This window comes from Paraburkholderia sp. BL23I1N1, from assembly GCF_003610295.1.
In the GTDB taxonomy this organism is placed as follows: domain Bacteria; phylum Pseudomonadota; class Gammaproteobacteria; order Burkholderiales; family Burkholderiaceae; genus Paraburkholderia.
On the sequence record NZ_RAPV01000003.1, the window covers coordinates 39617 to 62241 of the forward strand.

The window sequence follows — 22625 nt, forward strand, 5'->3', positions numbered from 1 at the left end:
TTCTGGTGCGCTATGTAGCGTACTCAGGCAGCCACTGTTTCTGACGCCGCTGCCGCACCGGCGTGACCGCCGACGAGGCAATGCTTGTGGGCGACGTGGTATTCGAATTCGTCCCAGTAGTGCTTGAGCATGCCGCGAACCGGCATGGCTGCTGCATCGCCGAGCGCGCAAATCGTGCGGCCCATGATGTTCTCAGCAACCGAGTTCAGCAGATCCAGATCTTCCGGACGGCCAAGCCCGTGTTCGATACGATGCACGACGCGATACAGCCAGCCCGTGCCTTCGCGGCATGGCGTGCACTGACCGCACGACTCTTCGTAATAGAAATACGACAGACGCAACAGCGAACGCACCATGCAACGCGTTTCGTCCATCACGATGACCGCGCCGGAACCGAGCATCGAGCCAGCCTTGGCGATCGCGTCGTAATCCATGTCGGTCTGCATCATCATTTCGCCGGGGATCACCGGTGCCGACGAGCCGCCTGGGATCACAGCCTTGATCTTCTTGCCGCCGCGCATGCCGCCGGCCAGTTCCATCAGCGTCGCGAACGGCGTGCCGAGGGGAATTTCATAATTGCCCGGACGTTCGACGTCGCCCGCAACCGAGAAAATCTTCGTGCCGCCGTTGTTCGGCTTGCCGATTTCGAGGTAATTCTGCGGACCGATCGCGAGCAGGAACGGCACTGCAGCGAACGTCTCGGTGTTGTTGATCGTGGTCGGCTTGCCATACACGCCGAAGCTCGCCGGGAACGGCGGCTTGAAGCGCGGCTGGCCTTTCTTGCCTTCGAGCGATTCGAGCAGCGCGGTTTCTTCGCCGCAAATGTAGGCGCCGTAACCATGGTGCGCATGCAGTTCGAACGAGAAGCCCGAACCCATGATGTTGTCGCCAAGGAACCCGGCGCGGCGGGCTTCGTCCAACGCTTCTTCAAAGCGCTTGTAGACTTCCCAGATTTCGCCGTGGATATAGTTGTAGCCGACCGTGATGCCCATCGCGTATGCGCCGATGGCCATGCCTTCAATCAGCGAATGCGGATTGAAACGCAGGATGTCGCGATCTTTGAACGTGCCCGGTTCGCCTTCGTCCGAATTGCAAACGAGGTACTTCTGCCCCGGGAACTGACGCGGCATGAAGCTCCACTTCAGGCCGGTCGGGAAGCCCGCACCGCCACGGCCGCGCAGACCCGACGCCTTGACGTCGGCGATCACCTGCTCGGGCGGAATCTTTTCTTCCAGAATGCGGCGCAGCTGGGCGTAACCGCCGCGCGCCACATAGTCTTCGAGATGCCAGTTGTCGCCGTTCAGGCCGGCGAGAATCAGCGGTTTGATGTGACGATCGTGTAAAGACGTCATTTCGAAAGTTCCTCGAGCAGCTGGTCGATCTTCGCGCGGTTCATGAAGCTGCACATGCGATGGTTGTTCACCAGCATCACCGGTGCATCGCCGCACGAGCCCATGCACTCACCTTCTTTCAAGGTGAACTTGCCGTCAGCCGTGGTTTCGCCGAAGTCGATGCCGAGCTTCTGCTTCAGATATTCTGCGGCGCTATCGGAGCCGCCGTCCGGGCCGAGCTGGCACGGCAGGTTCGTGCAGAGCGTGATCTTGTATTTGCCGACCGGCGAAGTCTCGTACATCGTGTAGAAGGTAGCCACCTCCTGCACGGCGACCGCCGGCATGCCGAGATAGTCCGCGACGAACTGCATGAGTTCGGGCGACAGCCAGCCATGCTCTTCCTGAGCAGTAGCCAGCGCCGACATCACGGCGGACTGTTTCTGATCGGCGGGATACTTCGCGATCGCACGATCGATTTCTTTCAGGCCTTCAGCTGAGATCATTTTCAGACACGACTCTTTCAATTCCTACCGAACGAAAACCCGTCGCGCGTTGCATGTTGCGACAGACCCGGCGTTCCTTTGCTTGACGCGCGCTTCGGTGCAATCTGAAGACACGCGCGGATGAATACGTCCTAGCGATCCACTTCGCCGAACACGATGTCTTGCGTACCGATGATCGTCACGGCGTCGGCGATCATGTGACCACGCGCCATTTCATCGAGCGTGGACAGGTGCGCATAGCCCGGCGCGCGAATCTTCAGGCGATACGGCTTGTTCGCGCCGTCCGAGATCAGGTAGATGCCGAACTCGCCCTTCGGATGTTCGACCGCGGCGTATGCCTCGCCTTCCGGCACATGGAAGCCTTCCGTGAAGAGCTTGAAGTGGTGAATCAGATCTTCCATGTTCGACTTCATGCCGACCCGCGACGGCGGCGCAACCTTGTGATTGTCGACCATCACCGGACCCGGATTCTCACGCAGCCACTCAATGCACTGTTTCACAATGCGCGTGGACTGCCGCATTTCTTCGACGCGAACCAGATATCGGTCATAACAGTCGCCATTAACGCCGACCGGAATGTCGAAATCCATCTTGTCGTAAACTTCGTACGGCTGCTTCTTGCGCAGATCCCACTCGATACCCGAGCCGCGCAACATCGCGCCGGTCATACCGAGGTTCAGCGCGCGCTCCGGGGTGACCACGCCGATACCGACCAGACGTTGCTTCCAGATCCGGTTGTCGGTGAGCAGCGTTTCGTATTCGTCGACGCACTTCGGGAAACGCGTAAAGAAATCGTCGATGAAGTCGAGCAGCGAACCCTGACGGTTCTCGTTCATCTTCGACAAGGCCTTCGCATTGCGGATCTTCGACGCCTTATATTGCGGCATGACGTCAGGCAGATCGCGGTACACGCCACCCGGACGGTAGTAAGCCGCGTGCATCCGTGCGCCGGACACCGCTTCGTACACGTCCATCAGGTCTTCGCGTTCGCGGAACGCATACAGAAACACCGCCATCGCGCCGACGTCCAGCGCGTGTGCGCCGATCCACATCAGGTGATTCAGCACCCGCGTGACTTCGTCGAACATCACGCGGATGTACTGTGCGCGAATCGGCACTTCGATGCCGAGCAGCTTTTCGATCGCCATCACGTAGCCGTGCTCGTTGACCATCATCGACACGTAGTCGAGACGGTCCATATACGGCACGGACTGGATGTAGGTTTTGGTTTCCGCGAGCTTTTCGGTCGCGCGATGCAGCAGACCGATGTGCGGATCGGCGCGCTGGATGACTTCGCCGTCGAGTTCGAGCACAAGGCGCAGCACACCGTGCGCTGCCGGATGCTGAGGGCCGAAGTTGAGCGTGTAGTTCTTGATCTCTGCCATGGCGTTCTCTTAGTGTTTCAGACCGCCATAGCGATCCTCGCGGATCACGCGCGGCGTGATTTCCCGCGGCTCGATCGTCACAGGCTGATAGACGACGCGCTTCTCTTCCGGGTCGTAACGCATTTCAACGTAACCGGAGACAGGAAAATCTTTACGGAACGGGTGACCAATGAAACCGTAGTCGGTCAGGATGCGGCGCAGGTCCGGGTGGCCTTCGAAGACGATGCCGTACAGGTCGAATGCTTCGCGCTCGTACCAGTTGGCCGAACTCCAGATATCGACGACTGACGCGACGATCGGCACTTCGTCGTCCGGCGCGTACACTCGCAGACGCAAACGCCAGTTGTTCTGCACCGACAACAAATGCAGAACGGCCGCGAAACGCGGGCCGTTGTATGCGCCATCTGCGTAGGTCTGATAGTCCACGCCGCACAGATCGACCAGTTGCTCGAAACCGAGCGAGCGGTCGTCGCGCAGACGCGTTGCCACATTGATGTAGTCGCTCGCCTTCACGACGATCGTCAACTCACCGATTGCCTCGGTGGTGCTCAACAGGAGGCCGCCAAAGGCCGCCTCGATGTTCGCTTTCAGGGTCTCGAGTTTGCTTGCCATATTGTGGGGGAGGCGTTGGCCTTATTGACGGGCGATTGTGTTGGTGCGACGGATCTTGGCCTGCAACTGGATCACGCCGTACACCAGCGCCTCCGCCGTAGGCGGGCAACCCGGCACGTAGACGTCGACCGGCACGATCCGATCGCAGCCGCGCACTACCGAATAGGAATAATGGTAGTAGCCGCCGCCGTTCGCGCACGAGCCCATCGAAATCACCCAGCGCGGCTCGGCCATCTGATCGTAGACCTTGCGCAGAGCCGGCGCCATCTTGTTGCACAGCGTGCCGGCGACGATCATCACGTCCGACTGCCGCGGACTCGGACGAAACACCACGCCGAAACGGTCAAGGTCATAACGGGCAGCGCCCGCATGCATCATCTCGACCGCGCAGCACGCGAGACCGAACGTCATCGGCCACAGCGAGCCGGTGCGCGTCCAGTTGATCAGTTTGTCAGCCGTCGTGGTGACAAACCCTTCCTTCAAGACCTCTTCGATACTCATTTGCTTTCCACTCCAGACGGGGTGGCAAGCCATGGCCACCCTCGCAAACCGGCGATTAATCCATCATTCCCAGTCGAGGCCGCCCTTCTTCCAGATATAGGCAAAGCCCAACAGGAATTCGAGCAGGAAAATCATCATTGCCATGAAACCGGGCCAGCCGATGTCGCGCAGGGCCACGCCCCACGGGAACAGGAACGCGGTTTCAAGGTCGAAAATGATGAAGAGAATGGCGACGAGGTAGTAACGCACATCGAACTTCATGCGCGCATCTTCGAATGCTTCGAAGCCGCACTCATATGGTGCGTTTTTCTCGGTATCGGGCTTGCTGGGACCGAGGATCTTGCCAATGCTGACCAGTGCTACGCCTAAACCGGTGCCCACAATGAGGAACAACAAGACGGGGAAATAGGCTGCGAGGTTCAAGACTATCCTCTATCGGTTGGTTCTGAATGCCGCCAAGAGCATAGCACTCCTGACGCGAAATCACTTCGACAATGCACAATGCCGCAAGCCAAACGCAAACCACGCGTCAGAAGTGAAAATGCCAGCCGAAGCGAAGCAAGCGGCTGGCATTTAGATAACATTTGGTGCCGACGGCGAGACTCGAACTCGCACAGCTTTCGCCACTACCCCCTCAAGATAGCGTGTCTACCAATTTCACCACGTCGGCACTAACTGCAATCCGGGAAAACAACTTATAAAACCCGCGAATCGCTTCAAGACTTAGATTGTAACTGGTCTAAACAGTTTGTTCAACGCACAAAAGCACTTTGAACGAAAAATTTATTTCGGCACGTCTGTCGCCGGGACGGACGCAGCCGACGCCGGCAATACAGCCGATCCGCCTGCCGGCGCGGATGCTGCAGACGCCGCGACAGGTGCAGTCACAGCCGCGCCCAGCAAGCCTGCGGACGGTTTCGCACGATACGCGCCGAGATACGTGAGCGTCAATGTCGTTACAAAAAACACGGCTGCGAGCACCGCCGTAGTACGCGACAAAAAGTTTGCCGAACCGGTCGCGCCGAACAGGCTGCCCGATGCGCCGCTACCGAAAGCCGCGCCCATATCGGCGCCTTTGCCGTGTTGCAGCAAGACAAGGCCGATGACCCCAAGTGCCGACAACAACTGAACGACGATAATCAATGTTTTCAAATACAGCATCACACCCACCTGAGTCTTTATTTAACCGCGCCACACAAAGCGTGTCACGCGGGATTGCGTCATCCACGCCAAGGCGCCCTGCTTAACCGGCGACGCTCGTCGCGGCTGCCGCTCTGCAGATCGCCAGGAAATCCTGGTCTTTCAACGACGCGCCGCCGATCAGGCCACCGTCGATATCCGGCTCGCGGAACAATTCTTCCGCATTCTCCGGCTTCACACTGCCGCCATACAACAACGGTACAGCCGCCACCCCTGCGCCTTTTGCCGCCAGACGCGAGCGCAGGAAAGCATGGACTGCCTGCGCCTGATCCGACGTGGCGCTCTTGCCGGTACCGATCGCCCAGACCGGCTCATACGCGACGACAATACGCGCCGCCTCTTCCACCGACAACTTCGCCAGCACGGCATCCAGTTGCGCGCCGACCACCTGCTCCGTCGAACCGGCTTCACGCTCTTCAAGCGTTTCACCGACACACACGATCGGGGTCAAACCCGTTTCCAGTGCACGCTGAGTCTTTACTGCAACTAATTCTGCACTTTCACGATGGTAGGCACGACGCTCCGAGTGCCCAACAATTGCAAGCGTGGCGCCGAAATCCACCACCATCTGCGCCGCCACTTCGCCGGTATAGGCTCCATGCGTGAATGCGGAGACGTCCTGCACGCCCCACACGACCTTGCTGCCTTCCAGCAACGATTGAGTCTGCGCGAGATAAGGGCTCGGCACACAAACGCCGACGCGTACATCAGCCGGCAATTCGTCCGCGCCTTGCGCCACGGCCTGCAATAGCGTTGCGTTGTCGGCGAGGCGCCCGTGCATCTTCCAGTTACCGACTACCAGTTTGGCTCGTTGTTTCGACATTGTCTCGTCGTCTCACATCTTGTATTGGCGGCGGACTTGGTTTGCGCTTACAGCCCGCCTTCTGGATTCATGCGGCGTGCGCAAAACGCGCAATTTTACTGCGTGGGGGGGATCGGGTCAAACCGACCTGTCAAGCTGACCGCGTCAAGCGTCCTGACCCCAGGTCAGCACGATCTTGCCGACGTGCGTGCTGCTTTCCATCAACTCGTGCGCTTCAGCAGCTCGCGCGGCCGGAAATACACGGTGCACCACCGGCTTGATGCGGCCATCCTCGAGATGCGGCCACACGCGCTCTTTCAATTGCGCAGCGATCTTCGCCTTGAACTCGATCGGCCGCGGACGCAGCGTCGAACCCGTCACCGTCAAACGGCGGCGCAGTACTTCGTTCAGATTCAGCTCCGCTTTCGCGCCGCCCAGCAAGGCGATCAGCACGATACGGCCGCCGTCGGCCAGCGCGGTCAGCTCACGGGGCACATAGCTGCCCGCCACCATGTCGAGGATCACGTCGACACCGCGATCGTTCGTCAGCGACTTGATGACTTCGACGAAATCCTCAGTCTTGTAGTTGATCGCTCGCTCTGCGCCAAGCGCTTCGCAGGCGCGGCACTTTTCGTCCGATCCGGCCGTGGCGAATACGCGAAAGCCCAGCGCATGGGCGATCTGGATTGCCGTCACACCAATGCCGCTCGAGCCGCCCTGCACCAGCAGCGTCTCATTCGGCGCGCCTTCGCCCTTGCCAAGCTGTGCACGGTCGAACACATTGCTCCACACCGTGAAGAATGTTTCCGGCAGCGAAGCCGCCTCGACATCCGACAAGCCGGCGGGCACCGGCAAGCACTGCAACAGCGGCGCGGCCGCGTATTCCGCGTAACCACCGCCCGCGAGCAATGCACACACTCGGTCGCCCACTTTCAGACCGAACGGATTGCTCTTCTCGTCGATTGTGCCGCCGGCGATCTCACCCGCCACCTCCAGCCCCGGCAAGTCCGAAGCGCCCGGCGGCGGCGCGTAGCCCCCTTTGCGCTGGAACACGTCCGGACGGTTGATGCCCGATGCCGCCACCTTGATCAGCACCTCGCCCGCTTTTGGCTGGGGCATGGGCCGCTCAGCCAGCTTGAGGACTTCCGGCGCACCGAATTCGGTGATTTCGATCGCTTTCATCTGCGTCAGCTCCAAGATTGGATTGCGTTGCCCACCAGCGGAAATCGTCTGAACCGCGACGAAATGCTTCGTGCGAACAGAGTACCTGTTTGTGCCGGTTTGCACCTGCTTGCAACGCAATCCACCCTGCACCCTTCATGAAAAACGGCCGGCACGCATTCGCGCTGCCGGCCGTCGTCCTGCTACCGCATTACTGCGGCGTCGATTCGCCTTGCGGCGCGCCGTTCGGGGCGTCGTTCAGCAACGCCTTGGCCGACAAACGCACACGGCCCTTTTCGTCCGTCTGGATGACCTTGACCTTCACCTGCTGGCCGTCCTTCAGGTAGTCGTTGATGTCCTTGATACGCTCGTTGGCGATTTCGGAAATGTGCAGCAGACCGTCCTTGCCCGGCAGGATGTTCACGATCGCGCCGAAATCGAGCAGTTTAAGCACAGTACCTTCGTACACCTGGCCCACTTCCACTTCCAGCGTGATGTTCTCGATACGCTTCTTCGCTTCGGCCATCCCTTCGCTGCTCGTGCTGGCGATGGTGACGACGCCGTCGTCCGAGATATCGATCGTCGTGCCGGTTTCTTCGGTCAGCGCGCGGATCACCGAACCACCCTTGCCGATCACGTCGCGGATCTTTTCCGGATTGATCTTGATGGTGATCATGCGCGGTGCGTAGTCCGACAGCACTGTGTTCGCGCCCGACACAGCCGAGGTCATCTTGCCGAGGATGTGCATACGGCCTTCCTTCGCTTGCGCGAGGGCGACCTGCATGATTTCCTTCGTGATGCCCTGGATCTTGATGTCCATCTGCAGCGCGGTCACGCCTTGCTCGGTACCCGCCACCTTGAAGTCCATGTCGCCGAGGTGATCTTCGTCGCCGAGGATGTCGGTCAGCACGGCAAACTTGTTGCCTTCCAGGATCAGGCCCATCGCGATGCCGGCGACGTGTGCCTTCATCGGCACGCCGGCGTCCATCAGTGCGAGGCAGCCGCCGCACACCGAAGCCATCGACGACGAACCGTTCGATTCGGTGATTTCCGACACGACGCGAATCGAGTAGCCGAATTCGTCGGCGCTCGGCAGGCACGCAGCCAGCGCGCGCTTGGCCAGACGGCCGTGACCGATTTCACGGCGCTTCGGCGAACCGACGCGGCCCGTTTCGCCGGTCGCGAACGGAGGCATGTTGTAGTGGAGCATGAAGCGTTCGCGGTACTCGCCTTCGAGCGCGTCGATGTTCTGCTCGTCGCCCTTCGTGCCCAGCGTTGCGACCACCATGGCTTGCGTTTCGCCGCGCGTGAACAAGGCCGAGCCGTGCGTACGCGGCAGCACGCCGGTACGGATTTCGATCGGACGCACGGTGCGCGTGTCGCGGCCGTCGATACGCGGTTCGCCGTTCAGGATCTGCGTACGGACGATCTTCGCCTCAATGTCGAACAACACGTTGCCGACGCTGGCCTTGTCCGCTGCAACCGTGCCGGCTGCCGCTGCTTCTTCTTCCAGCTTGGCCGACGTTGCTGCGTAGACTTCCTTCAGCTTGGCCGAACGGGCTTGTTTATCGCGGAGCTGATAAGCGGCGAGCAGATCGGCTTGTGCCAGTTCCGTCACGCGTGCGATCAGCGGCTCGTTCTTCGCTGCCGGCTGCCAATCCCATTCCGGCTTGCCGCCTTCACGGACCAGCTCATGGATCGCGTCGATCGCGATCTGCATTTGCTCATGGCCGAACACCACGCCGCCGAGCATCACTTCTTCGCTCAGTTGCTGCGCTTCGGATTCCACCATCAGCACCGCGCGCTCCGTACCGGCGACGATCAGGTCGAGCGCAGATTCCTTCATTTGCGGACGCGTCGGGTTCAACACGTATTCGTTGTTGATGTAGGCCACGCGTGCTGCGCCGACCGGGCCGTTGAACGGCAGACCGGACACGGCGAGCGCCGCCGACGCGCCGATCAGCGCGGGGATGTCAGCGGGGATTTCGGGGTTCAGCGACAGGACGTGGATCACGACCTGGACTTCGTTGTAGAAGCCTTCCGGGAACAGCGGACGCAACGGACGGTCGATCAGGCGCGAGATCAGCGTTTCGCCTTCCGACGGGCGGCCTTCACGGCGGAAGAAACCACCGGGGATCTTGCCTGCTGCGTAGGTCTTTTCGAGGTAATCGACGGTCAGCGGGAAGAAGTCCTGGCCCGGCTTGGCGGTCTTGGCACCGACCACGGTAGCCAGCACAACGGTGTCTTCGACATCGACGATCACCGCACCGCCTGCCTGACGAGCGATTTCGCCCGTTTCGAGACGGACGTTGTGTTGTCCCCACTTAAATTCTTTGACGATCTTGTTGAACATAGTCATTGCTTTTCCTCATCGATATGCCGCGCGGACCAGAAGCGGCGCGGCAACGCCAGGACCGGCGCCACATGGGAAGAGTAGTGTTATGCCATTCCAGAGAAGCACGCCCCACGTGACGTGTGCGCGAACCGCTGGAATGACACAAAGCTCTGCCCCTGGAGCCCGGTCGTCTTTCTCTTTTTGCTGCTTTTTTGCTGCTTTTTTTACTGCTGTTTTCCTGCTAGCCGCCGCATGAACCGTCACGCTACCGCGGCCTGCTGGCGGTGCACATCACATGAAGCGCACCGTGCAAAAACAAAATGCCTGTATCAGTGGAACTGACACAGGCATCTTGCTGAACGACTGGCCGATTACTTACGCAGACCCAGCTTTTCGATCAGTGCGCGGTAACGATCCGCGTCCTTACCCTTCAGGTAGTCGAGCAGCTTACGGCGGCGGCTCACCATGCGCAGCAGACCGCGGCGGCTGTGGTGATCCTTCGTGTGTGCCTTGAAGTGAACGGTCAGTTCGTTGATTCGGGTCGTGAGCAGCGCGACCTGAACTTCGGGGGAGCCGGTGTCGTTAGCTGCGCGTGCGAATTGCGCAACGACGTCGGACTTCTTGCTTGTTTCAACTGCGGACATGTCGATTTCCTTGAGAACTAGACAGGCGGTCACGGAAGAAAGGCCGTGCCGTGGGTTACCCGTGGGTACCTTCGCATTATTTACAAACTGCAAACATGCGATATGCCTTACAACGGGACGCGTATTGTAGCACAGCCCAATCCGGCCGCGAACCCTGCTGTGCCGGGCAGGATCGCGGGCAGCTCAGGCTGGCTCAGGCCGGCTCGAGCCGGCTTTACGGCCGCTTCATCTTGCACACGGTCGTCGGCACCGTGCGCCCGGGCGGCAACGCCAGCACCGTGCGGAAACCGTAGCCTGAACCTTCGTTGTCGAACTTGACGCCAGGCGTGCCGGCCTTGTCCATCTCCATCACGTAAAGGGGCTGGATCAGCTGATGGTCCTCCGCCCGCATCCAGGAGGCGTGAAAGCCGTTGTCGAACCTGATCCCCTCCGGAGCCCGCGCGACAGCAGCCGGGTCCGCACTGCCGGCGCGACTCACGGCCGCGGCGAGGGTTTCGATCATCAACGGCATGCGCAGCACCGGGTAGTCGTCCCGGGCCGCCGGGAAACGGGCGCGAAAGGCGGCATACCACGCATCGGAGGCCGCACCGCCGGCGTTGGGGTGCCAGTCGGCCACCGCGATCACGTGCTTGACGCCGGCATCGCCCAACGCGGCAGGCGCGCCAAGGCTATTGCCGTAGAGCGTGTGGAAGCGGGTGTCCAGCCCCTGCGCCCTCGCCGCCTTGACGAGCAGCGTCAGATCGTTGCCCCAGTTGCCGGTGATAACCGCGTCCGCGCCGCTCGCGCGGATCTTCGCGATGTACGGCGCGAAGTCCTTCACGCGGCCGATCGGATGAAATTCGTCGCCGACGACAGCAATATCGGGCCGCTTCGCGGCCAGCGTCGAGCGCGCGAGGCTGCTGACATCGTGGCCGAAGCTGTAGTCCTGATTAAGCAGATAGACTTTCTTCACCGCCTTGTCGCGCTGGATCACGTCAGCAAGTGCATCCATGCGCATGCCCGCAGGCGCGTCGAAGCGGAAGTGCCAGAAACTGCAATTGGCGTTGGTCAGAGCGGGATCGTCGGCGGAATAATTAAGGAACAGTTCGCGGTTGCCCGGCTCGCGGCTGTTCTGTTTGTCGATCGCGCCGATCAGCGCGGCCGCCACGGCCGAACTGTTGCCCTGCATGATGTAACCGATGTGGCAGTCCGCCGCGGCGCGCAGTTGCACCAACGCCTCCTCGGTACTGCCCTTGCTGTCAAGCACGACCAGTTCGAGCGGATGTGCGCCGTCGGCGAGCTTCACGCCGCCCTGCGCATTCACCTGTTCGACGCCAAAGCGCAGATTGCGCTCCGCCGCCGCGCCCGCGTTCGCGAATGGCCCGGACATCCCCTCGATCAGCGCCAGTTGGATCGGCGCCCCCGCGGGCTGATTGACTGGCTTGCTTGCCGAACCAGACGCGGTATCTGCCGCGGCGTGAGCCGTCGCGGCCATCGAAATCGCCGCCAGCGCAAAGGCTGCCGCTGCTGCCGCCCGTTGCCACTTGGTCATCGTCATTGCCGCGCTGGATTCGTCGAAGCGCGGATCATAGGGCGTTCCAGATGGAATAAGCAAGCCGGCGAATCCGTTATTCCACATCCAGGTACACGTCGCACGAAGCGCAAATCTTTTTGCGGCCGCCCGTGTCAAAATAATGTGTCTCGATGATAAAAACCGCTATTCAAATGCCATCGGAGGAAGTCATGTTCAACCGCCACCTATCCACGGCGGCCTCGATCGAAGCGCCGCCCGCAGCACGCCTGCGCCGCGCCGCGCTCGCCTGCCTGAGCGCGCTCACGCTCACGGTGACGCTTGCCGGCTGCGTGCAGCCCTGGCAGCAATACAGCCAAGGCGCGGACGAATCGACCATCGTTGCCCGGCTCGGCGCGCCGCGTGAAACCTACGACCTGCCAAACGGCGGCAAGCGGCTGATGTGGCCGACCCAGCCGATGGGCGAAACCACCACCGCCGCCGACATCGACGCCTCCGGCAAGATCGTCACCGTGCGCCAGGTGCTTCAACCCAACGAGTTCTACCGGGCGGAAATCGGCAAGTGGACAAAGAGCGACGTGCTGGTGAACTTCGGCCGCCCCGTCGAAACGTCGTACTTCCCATTGATGAAGCGCGAAGTCTGGACGTATCGCTACCTGGAAGACAACGTCTGGTACATGATGTACAGCTTTTACTTCGACGATCAGGGCATTGTGCGGCTCACGCAGAAAACGCCTGATCCGCTGCACGATCCGGATCGCCGCAGTCTGTTCTGAGCGTTCGCTCGAACCCCTTGCGCATCGTTCTGCAACGCCGCCTCTTCAGGCGGTTTTTTTTATTTATGACGCATGCAGGCGAATTTTATTTCGTGCACATCGATTTATTTTTCGATAGAAAGCTTTTAGTAATAATTGATTCGGCGCTGTCCACACGCCCTGCGCTGTTCGCGAGCGGCTGAGGCTCAGCTACGAATCGAATCGCCCTACTTACGGAGCCGCTATCGATGAATCGTCCGAAACGCCTGCTGGTCGCCAACGTCGCATGGGCGCATGAAACCGCTACGCGCAATCCCGGATTTTTCCGTGATCTGGTGCGCGGCCAGAATCCGCATGTGCTGTGGGTCGGCTGCTCGGACAGCCGCGTGCCCGCTGAAACGATCACCCATTGCGAGCCAGGCGATCTGTTCGTTCACCGCAACATCGCCAACCTTTTTCATCCCGACGACGACAACTCCGCGAGCGTCCTCGAATACGCGGTTCGGGTGCTGAAGGTGGGACACGTGATCGTCTGCGGTCATTATGGCTGCGGCGGTGTGCGCGCCGCGCTGCTGCCGCCGGAACCGGCGCTGCCGCACGTGAATCGCAGGATCGCGCCTCTATGCGCGCTAGCAAGAAAGCATGACGACGAGCTCGAAAGCCATGCGAGCGAGCGCGAGCGTGTCGATCGTCTCGCGGAATTGAACGTGCTCGAACAGGTGCGCCAGTTACGCGCAAGTCCGATCGTGCAGGGTGCCGATCCCGCACCACTCGTTCACGGCTGGATCTTCGCGCTCGAAGACGGGCGCATCAAGGTACTGACATCCGGCTACGAACCTGACGACGCGATGACCTGCATGACAGCCGCTCATAGCGCCGCCTAGGACGCACCTTCTATCGGGAACCGGGCTCTTGGGTTCGACCTTCTTCGCACACGCAATTCCCAACACTACGGCTTCGACTCCATGAATCTTCGAGCTTTTCTTGCCACGTTTCAGCGCGATCTGTTTGCCGGCACGGTCGTTTTTCTGGTGGCATTGCCGCTGTGTCTGGGCATCGCTAACGCGTCGGGTGTCGAGCCATTTGCCGGGCTTGTGTCGGGCATCGTAGGCGGTCTCGTGGTGGCCGTATTGAGCGGCTCGCGCTTGAGCGTCAGCGGGCCGGCGGCGGGCCTCGTTGTGATCGTCGTCGACGGGATCGCGCAGCTCGGTAGTTTCTCCGCCTTCCTGCTCGCCGTGCTGCTGTCCGGCGCGATTCAGTTCGGCTTCGGCATGCTGAAGGCCGGCAGATTTGCGGCCTATGTGCCATCACCGGTGATCAAAGGCATGCTTGCGGCCATCGGCGTGCTGCTGATCGTCAAACAAATTCCGCTTGCGCTTGGGCTCTTCGCATCGAGTGCGTCGGCCGGGTCGCAAGCTGCCGCCCAAGTGGCCGGCAGCGTAACAACGCCGTTCGGCTCGATATCGCTTGCGGCCTGCGTGATCACGTTGCTGTCGCTGGCGATTCTGGCGGGCTGGGAGACGCGCGCGTTGCGCCGCTTTATGCTCGTGCGTCTCGTACCCGCGCCGCTTGCCGTGGTTCTGCTGGGGATCGGCGCGACGTTGCTGCTCAGCCTGCTCGCTCCGACGTTCGCGCCGCCTGCCGAACATCGCGTCGCGCTGCCTTCGCTCGAAACATTCGCCGCGTTGCAACTCGCCCTCGAAGGAGCCGACTTCGGGCCGCACTTCGCGCAAATGGTCAATCCCGATGTCTGGCGCGTCGCCATCACACTGGCGATCGTCGCGAGTCTCGAAACGCTCTTGAGCCTCGAAGCAGTCGAACAGATCGACCCCGCGCGACGCCGCGCGCCACCGGATCGCGAACTGAAGGCACAGGGCGTGGGCAATCTGATCGCCGGCGCGATCGGTGGCTTGCCGATCACCTCGGTTATTGTGCGCAGTTCCGCCAATGTGCATGCGGGCGCGCAAAGCCGGCTCTCCGCGATCATTCATGGTGTGTTGCTGCTGATGAGCGTGTTCGCGCTCACCCGTGTCATCAACCTGATTCCGCTTGCCTGCCTCGCGGCAATTCTGATCTTCACCGGCGTGAAGCTCGCCAAACCTTCGTTGTTCGTTGCCGTCGCCAGGCAAGGCTTCGCGCCATTTGCGCCGTTCATCGTCACGCTGGTCGGCGTGCTCGCGACCGATCTGCTCGTCGGCATCGTGCTCGGCATTCTGTGCAGCGTGTTGCTCGCCCTGTATGCAAATCTGCGCAGCCCGATCGTGCTCGCGCAACATGGCGATCACTATCTGCTGTCGTTTCGCAAAGACGTGTCGTTTCTCGGCAAGGTGCCGCTCAAGCACTATCTGCAGCAGATTCCCGACGGCGCGACCTTGATCGTCGACGCAACGCGTGCCGACTTCGTCGATCACGATGTGCGCGAATTGCTGGACGCGTTTGTTGCCGATGCGCCGCGCCGCGAGATCGCGGTTGAAGTGCGGCATCAGGTGCAGGCACAGGCACGCGCAGCGCGCGGGTGGTCGCTGCGGCGTGCGGCGACGGAGTAGCTTGAGCGCACGCCGCGCGTAAGACGTGCGCGGCCAATCCAGGAGACCCTGTGCTCCTGAGAGGCACAGGGAGCGTAAAAGCTAGCCGCCGCGAAGCCCGGCACTTATCAGTGCCGCGGTACAAACGAAAAGAAAGCGCCGCAAAAACACGAAGCCCCGTGCTTTTCAGGGCACGGGGCTTCGACGCATACGGTTATGCAGGCACGCAGCCAGCGCGCCCTGCTCCGATCACTCCGAACGTTGCGGGTTCAACTTATCGAAATTCGAATGCAGCTTGTTCAGCGCCGAGATATAGGCCTTCGCGGAAGCCGCGACGATATCCGGATCGGTGCCCACGCCGTTGACGATACGCCCACTCCTCGACAGTCGCACGGTCACTTCGCCCTGCGCCTGCGTACCGGTTGTGATGGCGTTCACCGAGTACAGCAGCAATTCTGACCCGCTGCCCACTTCCGTTTCAATCGCATTGAGCGTGGCGTCCACCGGACCGTTGCCGCGTGCTTCCCCGGTCACTTCCTTACCCTCAACCGAGAACACGATCTTCGCGTGCGGCTGCTCGCCGGTTTCCGAATGCTGCGACAGCGACAGAAACTTGTAGTGCTCCTTCTCTTGCGCCTCGGCCGACTCCTCCGTGACGATCGCGATGATGTCTTCGTCGAAGATTTCCGACTTGCGGTCGGCCAGTTCCTTGAAGCGCGCGAACGCGGTATTCAACTCGCCTTCGCTATCGAGCGCGATACCCAGTTCCTGCAGACGTTGCTTGAACGCATTGCGGCCCGACAGCTTGCCAAGCACGATCTTGTTCGCGCTCCAGCCTACATCTTCCGCGCGCATGATTTCGTACGTGTCGCGCGCTTTCAGCACGCCGTCCTGGTGAATACCGGATGCATGCGCGAACGCGTTCGCACCCACCACCGCCTTGTTCGGCTGCACAACGAAACCCGTGATCTGCGACACCAGTTTCGAAGCCGGCACGATCTGCGTCGTATCGAGACCGACATCGAGGCCGAAGTAATCCTTGCGGGTCTTCACCGCCATCACGATTTCTTCGAGCGACGTATTACCCGCGCGCTCACCGAGACCGTTGATCGTGCACTCGACCTGACGCGCGCCGCCGATCTGCACGCCGGCCAGCGAATTCGCCACCGCCATGCCGAGGTCGTTATGGCAATGCACCGAGAACACGGCCTTGTGCGAGTTCGGAATACGCTCACGCAGCGTCTTGACGAGCTGGCCGTACAACTCCGGCACGCCGTAGCCGACCGTATCCGCAATGTTGATGGTCGTCGCGCCTTCGGCGATCACCGCTTCCAGCACACGGCACAGGAAATCCATGTCCGAGCGGCTGCCGTCTTCCGGTGAAAACTCGACGTCGTCCGTGAATTTGCGCGCAAAACGCACCGCCAGCTTCGCCTGTTCGAACACCTGATCCGGCGTCATGCGCAGCTTCTTTTCCATATGCAGCGGCGACGTTGCAATGAACGTGTGGATGCGGAAATGATCGGCCGGCTTGAGGGCGTCAGCAGCGCGTTGAATGTCTTTATCGTTGGCACGGGCCAGCGAGCAGACCGTGCTGTCCTTGATCAGGCCCGCGATCGTGTGGATCGAATCGAAGTCGCCATTCGAGCTGGCCGCGAAGCCTGCTTCGATCACGTCCACCTTCATCCGTTCGAGTTGCTTCGCGATACGGATTTTTTCTTCTTTCGTCATTGACGCGCCGGGCGATTGCTCGCCGTCACGCAACGTGGTGTCGAATATGATCAGCTTGTCGGCCATGTCGGGTCTCCTGGGGAGTCGTTCAATTGCGGGGATCGGATATTGGAATTCGGGTGTTTGCGCCACCGCTGGCGACGCTAAACCATAGACGAGGCAGACGGAGGGCGGAAACGGTAGCGATCAGCGCGGTAGACGCGGCAGCACTAGCGCGCCTGGCGGCGCACCGCCTTGTGGAGGCTCGTGCTACTCAAACGGGAACGCATTCATCGAACGACTATAGCGGCATTCCCGTCATCGTGCAATTGGCGTCAGACCTGCCTGCCGCGCGCCACGGGACGGGCTCAGGAACGAAAAACGGCAGCCTGGGAAGGCTGCCGTTTTCTCACGCCGCGTCCGTGCACTGGAGGCGCGCTTTATCAGTCCCGCCCCACGGACCGAGCCGGATTCGCCCTGCCCCGCACGGCCTGATAGCCCCAGAACACATAGCCCGACAAACCGTACAGCACGAACAGGCCGAACAGCATCAGCGGCGGATCGGACGACACCAGCACGAACGCCACCACCACCAGCAGAATCACGCCGAACGGCACGCGATGCCGCACGTCGAGTGCCTTGCCGCTGTAGAACGGCGCGTTCGACACCATTGTCACACCGGCGTAGATGGTCAGCACGAAGGCCACCCACGGCAGCCACACCAGCTTGAGCGGCACGCGGTTGTCGGTGGCGAGCCACACGAAACCGGCGATCAGCGCCGCGGCCGCCGGGCTCGGCATGCCCTGGAAGAAACGCTTGTCGACCACGCCGATGTTCGTATTGAAGCGGGCGAGACGCAACGCCGCCCCCGAACAGTAGACGAACGCCGCGAGCCAGCCCCAGCGGCCGAGATCCTTCAGAATCCACTCGTACATCACCAGCGCCGGCGCCACACCGAACGACACCATATCGGAGAGGCTGTCGAACTGTTCGCCGAACGCGCTTTGCGTATGCGTCATACGCGCGACCCGGCCGTCCATGCCGTCCAGCACCATCGCCACGAAAATCGCGATCGCCGCGACTTCGAAGCGCACGTTCATCGCCTGCACGACGGCGAAGAAGCCGCAAAAAAGCGCTGCGGTGGTGAACGCGTTCGGCAGCAGATAAATGCCGCGCTTTCTCAGGAACTGCTGACGCTGCGCGCGCCGGCTGTCGACTGCCACCGACTCTGCCACGATCGGCTTGTTACGGCGGAACGGACGCGGGAGCTGCCCGCTGTTGCGGGGTCGACGCGGTTTGAATGCGGCCATTCGGAAAACCTCCTTGGTGCCGCTTTATAGTTCAGCGAGGATCGTCGACGACGCGGAAACCTTCTCGCCGATCGACACACGCGGACGGCTGCCCACCGGCAAATACACGTCGACGCGCGAACCAAACCGGATAAAACCATAACGCTGGCCACGCGTGAGCGGCTCGCCTGAGCGTACGTAACAAAGAATACGTCGCGCGATCAGACCGGCGATCTGCACCGAGGTCACCGTCTGGCCGCCGGCCATTTCGATCACCACCGCGTTGCGCTCGTTTTCGAGCGAAGCCTTATCCACGGCGGCATTCAGATACGCACCCGGGAAATATTCGACCTTGGAGATCGCGCCATCCACCGGCGAGCGCTGCGAGTGGACATTGAAAACGTTCATGAACACGCTGATCTTCAGCGCTTCACGGTTGGCATACGGATCATGCGCTGTCTCGACCGCGACGATACGGCCGTCGGCCGGGCACAGTACGGCGTTCGCCTGAGTCGGAACCGGGCGTGCCGGATCGCGGAAAAACTGCACGACGAAGATCAGGATCAGCCAGAACAGCCATGCAAAGCCGAATCCCGCGAAGGCATGAACCAGTAATGCAACGACGGCCGCGATGGCGATGAACGGCCAGCCTTCTCGCGCGATGATCGGATGAGGGTAATTCATGGATGGCTTCTGTATTTTTGTAAAACCGTAGGATAGCAAAAGCCGCCCAGGGTTCAGCACCCTTGGACGGCTTTTTGCATTACCGGCCGCTGCGGCTATGCGCCGCGCCGGTCAGATGCGGTAAGGCTCGCTTCTTAGTTCTTCGACTGGTCGACCAGCTTGTTCGCGGCGATCCACGGCATCATCGAACGCAGCTTGGCACCCACCGTTTCGATCTGGTGCTCGGCCGTCAGACGGCGGCGCGATTGCAGCGTCGGTGCGCCAGCCTTGTTTTCGATGATGAAGCTCTTTGCGTACTCGCCGGTCTGAATGTCCGTCAGCACGGCCTTCATCGCCTTCTTCGTTTCAGCCGTCACGATACGCGGACCCGTCACGTATTCGCCATATTCAGCGTTGTTCGAGATCGAGTAGTTCATGTTCGCGATGCCGCCTTCGTAGATCAGGTCGACGATCAGCTTCAGTTCGTGCAGGCACTCGAAGTACGCCATTTCCGGCGCGTAACCCGCTTCCACCAGCGTTTCGAAGCCGGCCTTGATCAGGTCGACCGTACCGCCGCACAGCACGGCTTGTTCGCCGAACAGGTCGGTTTCCGTTTCTTCGCGGAAGTTCGTTTCGATGATGCCGGCACGGCCGCCGCCGTTCGCTGCTGCGTATGACAGCGCGATGTCACGTGCTGCGCCCGACTTGTCTTGCGCAACGGCGATCAGGTGGGGTACGCCGCCACCTTGCGCGTACGTACCGCGAACCGTGTGGCCCGGCGCTTTCGGCGCGATCATGATCACGTCCAGATCCGCGCGCGGGATCACTTGACCGTAGTGCACGTTGAAGCCGTGCGCGAACGCCAGCGCTGCGCCTTGCTTGATGTTGGTGTGCACTTCCTTCGCGTACACGTCGGCGATCTGCTCGTCCGGCAGCAGCATCATGACGACGTCCGCGCCCTTGACCGCTTCCGCCACTTCCTTGACTTGCAGGCCGGCGTTCTCAGCCTTGCTCCACGATGCGCCGCCCTTGCGCAGACCGACCGTTACCTTCACGCCGCTTTCGCTCAGGTTCAGCGCGTGAGCATGGCCTTGCGAGCCATAGCCGATGATGGTGACTTGCTTACCCTTGATGAGGGAGAGGTCGGCGTCCTTGTCGTAGAAAACTTTCATGTCGGTTCCTTGGCTAAATTCGGTGAAATCAGTGAAATACAAATACTGCGAATGGTGTGTCGCTGGCCGGACAGGTGCCGGTACTGGCACTGCCCGGCTTCGATCGAGACGGTTGATCATGCAACCTGAAACCGCAAACTCAACTCCCGCTTCAAACCTTCAGAATGCGCTCGCCGCGGCCGATGCCCGAACTGCCCGTACGGACGGTTTCGAGAATCGCAGTCGCGTCGATCCCTTCGATGAAGGCATCGAGCTTGTCGCTCGCGCCCGTCAGTTCGATCGTGTAGGTCTTTTCTGTGACGTCGATGATCCGGCCGCGGAAAATATCCGACATCCGTTTCATCTCCTCACGTTCCTTGCCGACCGCCCTCACCTTGATCAACATCAGCTCGCGCTCGATGTGGGCGCCCTCGGTAAGGTCGACCACTTTCACCACCTCGATCAGGCGGTTCAGATGCTTCGTGATCTGTTCGATCACGTCGTCCGAGCCAATGGAAACGATGGTCATGCGCGACAGCGAACGGTCTTCGGTCGGAGCCACCGTCAAGGTTTCAATGTTGTAGCCGCGTGCCGAGAAGAGACCGACCACGCGTGACAACGCGCCCGGTTCGTTTTCCAGCAGGACTGAAATAATGTGTCTCATGTTTCGCTTCTTCCAGATGTTTTGTCGATGTATGCGAGCGGATTCGCGCCGCTTCGTCCGCTTTCGCCCTTTGTGGAGGCGCGCATGACGAAGCCAACGCAGAAACCGTCGTTATAGATCTTCCGAACCCATGAGCATCTCAGTGATGCCCTTGCCGGCCTGAACCATCGGCCAGACGTTTTCGGTCGGATCGGTCTGGAAATCGAGAAACACCGTGCGATCTTTCAGGCGCAGCGCTTCCTTCAGCGCCGGCTCGACATCGGCCGTGCGTTCGATACGCATGCCGACGTGGCCGTACGCTTCAGCGAGCTTCACGAAGTCCGGCAGCGCATCCATATACGAATGCGAATAGCGCTTGCTGTATTCGATCTGCTGCCACTGACGCACCATGCCCAGATAGCGGTTGTTCAGCGAAATGATCTTCACCGGAGTCTCGTACTGCTTGCAGGTCGAGAGTTCCTGGATACACATCTGGATCGAGCCTTCGCCGGTGATACAGAGCACGTCGTCGTCCGGGTGCGCCATCTTCACGCCCATCGCCGCCGGCAGGCCGAAGCCCATCGTGCCGAGGCCACCGGAGTTGATCCAGCGGCGCGGCTTGTTGAAGCGATAGAACTGCGCCGCCCACATCTGGTGCTGGCCGACGTCGGAACACACGAAGGCATTGCCGTCGGTCAGTTCCCACGCCTTTTCCACCACGTATTGCGGCTTGATGATGTCGCTCTTGCGATCGAACTTCAGGCAGTCTTTGGCGCGCCAGGCTTCGATGTCCTTCCACCAGTCGGCGAGCGCCGCGGTGTCCGGGCCATGCTCGGCCATTTGCAACTGCTCGATCAGCTCCTTCAGCACTTCCTTCACGTCGCCGACAATAGGAATGTCGACCTTGACGCGCTTGGAGATGGAGGAAGGATCGATGTCGATATGGATGATCTTGCGCGGACGCGACGCGAAGTGCGCCGGGTCGCCGATCACGCGGTCGTCGAAGCGCGCACCGATCGCGATCAGCACGTCGCAGTGCTGCATCGCCATGTTGGCTTCGTACGTACCGTGCATGCCGAGCATGCCGAGGAATTTCTTGTCGCTCGCGCGGTAGCCACCCAGACCCATCAACGTATTGGTGACCGGATAGCCGAGCAGGTCGGCGAACTGGTTCAGCTCACGCGATGCATCCGCGAGGATGATGCCGCCGCCGGTATAGATATACGGACGCTTGGCCGACAGCAGCAAGGCCACAGCCTTGCGGATCTGGCCGGAGTGACCTTTCGTGACCGGGTTGTACGAGCGCAGCGAAACGGTTTTGAGCGGTTCGTACTGGCACGGCGTCTTCGACACGTCTTTCGGAATATCGATCAGCACCGGGCCGGGACGGCCGGTACGGGCAATATAGAACGCTTTCTTGACGGTGGCGGCGAGGTCGCGCACGTCCTTCACGAGGAAGTTGTGCTTCACGCAGGGACGCGTGATGCCGACCGTATCGCACTCCTGGAACGCATCCTGACCGATCGCGGCAGTCGGCACCTGGCCGCTGATGATCACCATCGGGATCGAATCCATGTAGGCCGTGGCGATGCCGGTCACCGCATTGGTAACACCGGGGCCGGAGGTCACGAGGCACACACCCACTTTGCCGGTGGAACGCGCATAGGCGTCGGCGGCGTGGACTGCGGCTTGTTCGTGGCGCACGAGGACGTGCTGGAATTTGTCCTGCTTGTACAGCTCGTCGTAAATGTAGAGTACCGAGCCGCCGGGATAGCCCCAGACAAACTCGACGTCTTCGTCGGCCAGTGCCTTCATGAGCACGGTGGCGCCGATAGAGTCAGCTTCGGGATGAGGGGTCGTATCCGACGTGGAGAATTCCGCGCTGGGCATATTCATTTATTCACC

21 protein-coding genes and 1 tRNA gene are annotated in these 22625 nt (G+C 60.9%); 3 read left to right on the forward strand and 19 right to left on the reverse strand.

Features of this window, described 5'->3' with window-relative positions:
* Positions 1 to 23: 23 nt before the first annotated feature.
* From nuoF to B0G76_RS39405, 13 genes are all read right to left on the reverse strand, one after another.
* A complete protein-coding gene (gene nuoF, locus B0G76_RS39345; RefSeq protein WP_120298141.1) occupies positions 24 to 1352 on the reverse strand; it encodes an NADH-quinone oxidoreductase subunit NuoF in 1329 nt (442 codons plus the stop codon).
* Positions 1349 to 1834 (reverse strand): NADH-quinone oxidoreductase subunit NuoE, encoded by a 486-nt coding sequence (gene nuoE, locus B0G76_RS39350; protein WP_120298142.1) that lies wholly within the window; start codon positions 1832 to 1834, stop codon positions 1349 to 1351. The genes nuoF and nuoE overlap by 4 nt, the downstream gene beginning before the upstream one ends.
* Positions 1835 to 1965: 131 nt before the next feature.
* Positions 1966 to 3219, reverse strand: coding sequence for an NADH-quinone oxidoreductase subunit D (locus B0G76_RS39355; protein WP_120298143.1), 1254 nt, complete (start codon positions 3217 to 3219; stop codon positions 1966 to 1968).
* A gap of 9 nt (positions 3220 to 3228) precedes the next feature.
* A complete protein-coding gene (locus B0G76_RS39360) occupies positions 3229 to 3831 on the reverse strand; it encodes an NADH-quinone oxidoreductase subunit C (protein ID WP_120298144.1) in 603 nt (200 codons plus the stop codon).
* A 21-nt stretch (positions 3832 to 3852) separates the two neighbouring features.
* Entirely contained in the window at positions 3853 to 4332 is a 480-nt protein-coding gene (locus B0G76_RS39365; protein WP_120298145.1) for an NADH-quinone oxidoreductase subunit B family protein, read from the reverse strand.
* 63 nt (positions 4333 to 4395) lie between these two features.
* Positions 4396 to 4755, reverse strand: a complete 360-nt coding sequence (locus tag B0G76_RS39370) for an NADH-quinone oxidoreductase subunit A (protein ID WP_120298146.1) — start codon at positions 4753 to 4755, stop codon at positions 4396 to 4398.
* A 162-nt stretch (positions 4756 to 4917) separates the two neighbouring features.
* Positions 4918 to 5002 (reverse strand) — tRNA-Leu (locus B0G76_RS39375).
* Between the two features lie 113 nt (positions 5003 to 5115).
* On the reverse strand, positions 5116 to 5493 hold the full coding sequence (gene secG, locus B0G76_RS39380; protein ID WP_091795823.1) for a preprotein translocase subunit SecG: 378 nt from the start codon (positions 5491 to 5493) through the stop codon (positions 5116 to 5118).
* Positions 5494 to 5575: 82 nt separating this feature from the next.
* Positions 5576 to 6355, reverse strand: coding sequence for a triose-phosphate isomerase (tpiA, locus tag B0G76_RS39385; protein WP_120298147.1), 780 nt, complete (start codon positions 6353 to 6355; stop codon positions 5576 to 5578).
* Between the two features lie 144 nt (positions 6356 to 6499).
* The gene (locus B0G76_RS39390) at positions 6500 to 7516 is read right to left on the reverse strand and encodes an NAD(P)H-quinone oxidoreductase (protein WP_120298419.1); all 1017 of its coding nucleotides are present in this window, start codon (positions 7514 to 7516) and stop codon (positions 6500 to 6502) included.
* Positions 7517 to 7706: 190 nt separating this feature from the next.
* Positions 7707 to 9854 (reverse strand): polyribonucleotide nucleotidyltransferase, encoded by a 2148-nt coding sequence (pnp, locus tag B0G76_RS39395; RefSeq protein WP_183082315.1) that lies wholly within the window; start codon positions 9852 to 9854, stop codon positions 7707 to 7709.
* A 347-nt stretch (positions 9855 to 10201) separates the two neighbouring features.
* On the reverse strand, positions 10202 to 10474 hold the full coding sequence (rpsO, locus tag B0G76_RS39400) for a 30S ribosomal protein S15 (RefSeq protein WP_025496081.1): 273 nt from the start codon (positions 10472 to 10474) through the stop codon (positions 10202 to 10204).
* A 214-nt stretch (positions 10475 to 10688) separates the two neighbouring features.
* Positions 10689 to 12011 carry a branched-chain amino acid ABC transporter substrate-binding protein gene (locus B0G76_RS39405; RefSeq protein WP_409076784.1) on the reverse strand — a complete coding sequence of 441 codons (1323 nt, stop codon included), beginning with the start codon at positions 12009 to 12011 and terminating at the stop codon, positions 10689 to 10691.
* 185 nt (positions 12012 to 12196) lie between these two features.
* Here B0G76_RS39405 and B0G76_RS39410 point away from each other — a divergent pair, with 185 nt between their 5' ends.
* From B0G76_RS39410 to B0G76_RS39420, 3 genes are all read left to right on the forward strand, one after another.
* Positions 12197 to 12760 carry a hypothetical protein gene (locus tag B0G76_RS39410; RefSeq protein ID WP_120298421.1) on the forward strand — a complete coding sequence of 188 codons (564 nt, stop codon included), beginning with the start codon at positions 12197 to 12199 and terminating at the stop codon, positions 12758 to 12760.
* A 227-nt stretch (positions 12761 to 12987) separates the two neighbouring features.
* Complete coding sequence (locus B0G76_RS39415) at positions 12988 to 13623, forward strand: carbonic anhydrase (protein WP_120298149.1); 636 nt, start codon at positions 12988 to 12990, stop codon at positions 13621 to 13623.
* A gap of 81 nt (positions 13624 to 13704) precedes the next feature.
* Positions 13705 to 15285 carry a SulP family inorganic anion transporter gene (locus tag B0G76_RS39420; RefSeq protein WP_120298150.1) on the forward strand — a complete coding sequence of 527 codons (1581 nt, stop codon included), beginning with the start codon at positions 13705 to 13707 and terminating at the stop codon, positions 15283 to 15285.
* Between the two features lie 228 nt (positions 15286 to 15513).
* Here the strand turns inward: B0G76_RS39420 and B0G76_RS39425 are convergent, their stop codons facing one another.
* From B0G76_RS39425 to B0G76_RS39450, 6 genes are all read right to left on the reverse strand, one after another.
* Positions 15514 to 17061: a 2-isopropylmalate synthase gene (locus B0G76_RS39425; RefSeq protein ID WP_120298151.1), complete on the reverse strand. Its 1548-nt coding sequence runs from the start codon at positions 17059 to 17061 to the stop codon at positions 15514 to 15516.
* 356 nt (positions 17062 to 17417) lie between these two features.
* Positions 17418 to 18284, reverse strand: coding sequence for a CDP-diacylglycerol--serine O-phosphatidyltransferase (pssA, locus tag B0G76_RS39430; RefSeq protein WP_120298152.1), 867 nt, complete (start codon positions 18282 to 18284; stop codon positions 17418 to 17420).
* 24 nt (positions 18285 to 18308) lie between these two features.
* Complete coding sequence (locus tag B0G76_RS39435) at positions 18309 to 18947, reverse strand: phosphatidylserine decarboxylase (RefSeq protein WP_120298153.1); 639 nt, start codon at positions 18945 to 18947, stop codon at positions 18309 to 18311.
* A 134-nt stretch (positions 18948 to 19081) separates the two neighbouring features.
* The gene (ilvC, locus tag B0G76_RS39440) at positions 19082 to 20098 is read right to left on the reverse strand and encodes a ketol-acid reductoisomerase (protein WP_120298154.1); all 1017 of its coding nucleotides are present in this window, start codon (positions 20096 to 20098) and stop codon (positions 19082 to 19084) included.
* A gap of 151 nt (positions 20099 to 20249) precedes the next feature.
* Entirely contained in the window at positions 20250 to 20741 is a 492-nt protein-coding gene (gene ilvN, locus B0G76_RS39445) for an acetolactate synthase small subunit (RefSeq protein ID WP_011487482.1), read from the reverse strand.
* Positions 20742 to 20852: 111 nt separating this feature from the next.
* Positions 20853 to 22616 carry an acetolactate synthase 3 catalytic subunit gene (locus B0G76_RS39450; RefSeq protein WP_120298155.1) on the reverse strand — a complete coding sequence of 588 codons (1764 nt, stop codon included), beginning with the start codon at positions 22614 to 22616 and terminating at the stop codon, positions 20853 to 20855.
* Between the last annotated feature and the right edge of the window lie 9 nt (positions 22617 to 22625).

Bases quoted from the DNA above. Each gene is read 5' to 3' on its own strand.
- nuoF (WP_120298141.1), bottom strand. From the start codon at position 1,352: ATGACGTCTTTACACGATCGTCACATCAAACCGCTGATTCTCGCCGGC.
- nuoE (WP_120298142.1), bottom strand. From the start codon at position 1,834: ATGATCTCAGCTGAAGGCCTGAAAGAAATCGATCGTGCGATCGCGAAG.
- B0G76_RS39355 (WP_120298143.1), bottom strand. From the start codon at position 3,219: ATGGCAGAGATCAAGAACTACACGCTCAACTTCGGCCCTCAGCATCCG.
- B0G76_RS39360 (WP_120298144.1), bottom strand. From the start codon at position 3,831: ATGGCAAGCAAACTCGAGACCCTGAAAGCGAACATCGAGGCGGCCTTT.
- B0G76_RS39365 (WP_120298145.1), bottom strand. From the start codon at position 4,332: ATGAGTATCGAAGAGGTCTTGAAGGAAGGGTTTGTCACCACGACGGCT.
- secG (WP_091795823.1), bottom strand. From the start codon at position 5,493: ATGCTGTATTTGAAAACATTGATTATCGTCGTTCAGTTGTTGTCGGCA.
- tpiA (WP_120298147.1), bottom strand. From the start codon at position 6,355: ATGTCGAAACAACGAGCCAAACTGGTAGTCGGTAACTGGAAGATGCAC.
- B0G76_RS39390 (WP_120298419.1), bottom strand. From the start codon at position 7,516: ATGAAAGCGATCGAAATCACCGAATTCGGTGCGCCGGAAGTCCTCAAG.
- pnp (WP_183082315.1), bottom strand. From the start codon at position 9,854: ATGACTATGTTCAACAAGATCGTCAAAGAATTTAAGTGGGGACAACAC.
- rpsO (WP_025496081.1), bottom strand. From the start codon at position 10,474: ATGTCCGCAGTTGAAACAAGCAAGAAGTCCGACGTCGTTGCGCAATTC.
- B0G76_RS39405 (WP_409076784.1), bottom strand. From the start codon at position 12,011: ATGACGATGACCAAGTGGCAACGGGCGGCAGCAGCGGCAGCCTTTGCG.
- B0G76_RS39410 (WP_120298421.1), top strand. From the start codon at position 12,197: ATGTTCAACCGCCACCTATCCACGGCGGCCTCGATCGAAGCGCCGCCC.
- B0G76_RS39415 (WP_120298149.1), top strand. From the start codon at position 12,988: ATGAATCGTCCGAAACGCCTGCTGGTCGCCAACGTCGCATGGGCGCAT.
- B0G76_RS39420 (WP_120298150.1), top strand. From the start codon at position 13,705: ATGAATCTTCGAGCTTTTCTTGCCACGTTTCAGCGCGATCTGTTTGCC.
- B0G76_RS39425 (WP_120298151.1), bottom strand. From the start codon at position 17,061: ATGGCCGACAAGCTGATCATATTCGACACCACGTTGCGTGACGGCGAG.
- pssA (WP_120298152.1), bottom strand. From the start codon at position 18,284: ATGGCCGCATTCAAACCGCGTCGACCCCGCAACAGCGGGCAGCTCCCG.
- B0G76_RS39435 (WP_120298153.1), bottom strand. From the start codon at position 18,947: ATGAATTACCCTCATCCGATCATCGCGCGAGAAGGCTGGCCGTTCATC.
- ilvC (WP_120298154.1), bottom strand. From the start codon at position 20,098: ATGAAAGTTTTCTACGACAAGGACGCCGACCTCTCCCTCATCAAGGGT.
- ilvN (WP_011487482.1), bottom strand. From the start codon at position 20,741: ATGAGACACATTATTTCAGTCCTGCTGGAAAACGAACCGGGCGCGTTG.
- B0G76_RS39450 (WP_120298155.1), bottom strand. From the start codon at position 22,616: ATGAATATGCCCAGCGCGGAATTCTCCACGTCGGATACGACCCCTCAT.